3 protein-coding genes are annotated in these 2,381 nt (G+C 43.0%); 1 reads left to right on the forward strand and 2 read right to left on the reverse strand.

Annotated elements, in window-relative coordinates; genetic code table 11:
* The first annotated feature begins 568 nt into the window (after nucleotides 1-568).
* Nucleotides 569-703, forward strand: a complete 135-nt coding sequence (locus AC559G_RS00010; RefSeq protein ID WP_498910319.1) for a hypothetical protein — start codon at nucleotides 569-571, stop codon at nucleotides 701-703.
* Between the two features lie 68 nt (nucleotides 704-771).
* Here the strand turns inward: AC559G_RS00010 and AC559G_RS00015 are convergent, their stop codons facing one another.
* The gene (locus tag AC559G_RS00015) at nucleotides 772-1,758 is read right to left on the reverse strand and encodes a hypothetical protein (protein WP_498910321.1); all 987 of its coding nucleotides are present in this window, start codon (nucleotides 1,756-1,758) and stop codon (nucleotides 772-774) included.
* A gap of 3 nt (nucleotides 1,759-1,761) precedes the next feature.
* Nucleotides 1,762-2,381 (reverse strand): RHS repeat-associated core domain-containing protein (locus AC559G_RS00020; protein ID WP_498910323.1); only part of this gene is annotated, 620 nt, incomplete at its 5' end.

A 2,381-nucleotide genomic window follows, 5' to 3' on the forward strand; every position in this document is an offset into this window, starting at 1 on the left:
GACGGTGTTCGGCGTCATAGCGATAATGCCAGCGATAGCGATCTTTATGCTTCTCGACCGTACGGCCGAAGGTATCGTAGCGGTAATCGATGCCTTTATAGTGCGTTACCCGGTTGTGCCGCTGGCGGAATTGCCCCTCGTCCAGCAGGTTGGCCGCCGGATCGTAACGGTAATGCTCCGTATCCGGCAGGGAGCCTTCCTGTGCCAACAGCCGCCCGGCGGCATCGTAGTGATAGTGGCGATAGGCAAACGGGTTGGCGTTGTGTNTCCACTGGCGTGAGCTGCTGGCCGGCGCCGGGCGCGGCCGGTCAGTGCGGTGTATCTCCAGGCGATCCTTGCGGCCCAGCCGATCATAATGCACCCGGCGGGTCAGGCGGCCCTGAGTGCGGCTGAGCTCACGGTGCAGATTATCGCGCTCAAACTCGCTGATCGTGACATTATCCAGCGCCAGTTGCAGCAAATGACCACTACCGTAATAGAGCGCGCGTAGCGCACGGCCATCAGGCAGGACGATCTGCGTACGGTTGCCGAGCGCATCGTAAGAATAGGCCAGTGCGTCGTTAACGCCGTGTTCATTCACCACGCGGCCCAACAGATCATACTGGAAGCGGACGTCGCTTTCTGCTTCCTGCGCGTAGCCTTGCCAGACATCGCCCCGGTAGAAAGCCGCCTGCAGCAGTTGGTCGACGGCGCTGTAGTGTAGCTCCCGGTCTACTGTCAGAACTACTGTTACTAAGGAGAATTAACACAGAATTAGGGAGGGGCAAAGTATTAGAACAACCTTGATTCAAGTAATGGGCTAATAAAATCTTTTTTATCAGTCCTTTCTATCAAAAATGTAGGAATTGGAATGCTCGATAATGAGTCATCTGATTTTGCATTTAAGATGTAGAGTTCTATATTGACCGTATCATCAATACCAGGAATTTCAATGGTTGGCCAAGAATCCTTTGAGCACGATGACCAATCACGTAGAGCATTACCTGGGATAATACTAGCCTCTTGAATTTCAGATGAAAATTTGTAACTTCCAGAATATTTTGTTTTTTCACCAATAAATGGTTGTATTGCTTTATTGTCTTTGTCATTAGACATTATATAATATGGCCATGGTGTCATTCCCCAGCATAACACCATGAGGCCTGCATCGAAGAGTTCTGAAGCCAACTCTGTAGTAGTGAACTCCTTAAATAAATCATTGCTTATCTTTATGTGCTGTTCTTTTATGAATTGATTGATTTTATTTATGTCAGCGATTACAAAGCCTAGCTCACCATAACTCTCATATACTTGATGGTTTTTGTTGCTTGTTTTTTTTTCACTGTTGTTTAAAACAAATATCAAATATATGTTTAATATTTCAGAGTTTTTTATTATTTCCGGTTGATTTTTATACTCATCTTTTTTCGCTATCAATGGCGTGTCGATGGAAATGAAAAAGTTAAATTCATAATCGATATCTTGAGGTATCAGTTCATTTATTCCTATTGGATTGTCCTTTAAATAAATTGAAATGCTAGTGTTTTCAATGGACTTGATCTTTTTTGATTTTTTTAGACTTATATTGTTCCTTTTGTAACGAATGGTGCTTTGTTCAAACTCGTTAACAACCTCAATATTTAAAATTGTTTTCCTGAAAAAATCCGTTGGAATTAGTTGAGATATGGATATGTTTTCCATCCCTTTGTTGTTATAAAATACAATTTTTGCATCATCAAGAGACTTTGAGTTTTTATATGAAAATACTTTGTTAAACATAGTTTATCCTTTACATTTTGTTTGTGCTGCCCATTTTTTTGTATGAAGCCATGCTTCAGCAGGACTTACATTGGCAGCGAGGAGTTTACCTTTGTTTCCTGATGAATCAATTAGGTGTAAATCTCCTCTAATATTTTTTAAAGCAGGATTGTTATAATGTTCTTCTAAACTGTTCATCCATTGCTCATTGGTCATGCCTGATTTATCTACAGCGTTTGGTTTTACTAAAGGCTTAGTGGTAGTTCCTATTCCGTTGTAACCATGCATAGCACTATGTTCAATACCACTCCATTGTGAATCACTCCAATACAATGCTGGAACGCCTTTTTGAGAGTTAAAAGGACTGATTCCTAAATGTGTCGCAACTTCATGAGGAACCATATGGTGGCCTTGATTGACTGGGTTACTTAAAGGCATTAACCCCATGGGGTCAATGAAATTAATCGGGTTACGTGTGTATTGATACAAGTTTATCCCACCCGCCAACCCTATTGGGTCATGCTGGGTAAATCTGCCGATATCCGGATCGTAGTAACGGAACAGATTGTAGTGCAATCCGGTTTCGCGATCCAGGTATTGGCCCTGCAGGCGCAGGTTTTGGGAATAATCCAACGTCTGCTGGT

Source organism: Gibbsiella greigii (assembly GCF_039540155.1).
Taxonomy (GTDB): domain Bacteria; phylum Pseudomonadota; class Gammaproteobacteria; order Enterobacterales; family Enterobacteriaceae; genus Gibbsiella; species Gibbsiella quercinecans.

Excerpts from the sequence above, each read along its gene's own strand:
- AC559G_RS00015 (WP_498910321.1), bottom strand. The coding sequence starts at position 1,758 with ATGTTTAACAAAGTATTTTCATATAAAAACTCAAAGTCTCTTGATGAT.